Origin of the sequence: Bacillus sp. 2D03, from assembly GCF_003946765.1 — a bacterium.
GTDB lineage: Bacteria > Bacillota > Bacilli > Bacillales > Bacillaceae_G > Bacillus_A > Bacillus_A cereus.
Genome location: NZ_RPSJ01000045.1, coordinates 1 through 710, shown reverse-complemented (window position 1 = coordinate 710; position 710 = coordinate 1). Strand labels below are relative to the sequence as shown.

Below are 710 nucleotides of genomic sequence, written 5' to 3'. Positions count from 1 at the left end.
GTGCCAATTCGTCTTGGACAAGAGTTTAAAGCATACTCTCGCGTACTTGAACGTGATATGAAACGAATTCAACAATCGCGTCAACATTTATATGAAGTAAATATGGGGGCAACTGCAGTTGGTACAGGCTTAAATGCAGATCCAGAATATATTGAAGCAGTTGTAAAACATTTAGCTGCAATTAGTGAATTACCGCTTGTTGGTGCAGAAGATTTAGTAGATGCGACGCAAAATACGGATGCTTATACTGAAGTATCTGCAGCGCTTAAAGTATGTATGATGAATATGTCTAAAATTGCGAATGACCTTCGCTTAATGGCATCAGGTCCACGTGTTGGTTTAGCAGAAATTATGTTACCAGCTCGTCAGCCAGGTTCATCTATTATGCCAGGGAAAGTAAACCCTGTTATGCCAGAAGTAATTAATCAAATTGCGTTCCAAGTAATTGGTAATGACCATACAATTTGCCTTGCTTCAGAAGCAGGACAATTAGAATTAAACGTTATGGAACCAGTACTTGTTTTCAACTTACTTCAATCGATTAGCGTTATGAATAACGGTTTCCGTGCCTTTACAGATAATTGCTTAAAAGGAATTGAAGCGAATGAAGATCGCTTAAAAGAGTATGTTGAGAAAAGTGTAGGAATTATTACAGCCGTGAACCCTCATATCGGTTATGAAGCAGCAGCTCGCGTTGCGAAAGAAGCAAT

1 protein-coding gene is annotated in these 710 nt (G+C 38.9%); it reads left to right on the top strand.

What is annotated here, in order from left to right; all coding sequences use genetic code 11:
* Positions 1–710: lyase family protein (locus EBQ15_RS30885; RefSeq protein WP_241232447.1), on the top strand; the 710-nt coding region annotated here is incomplete at both ends.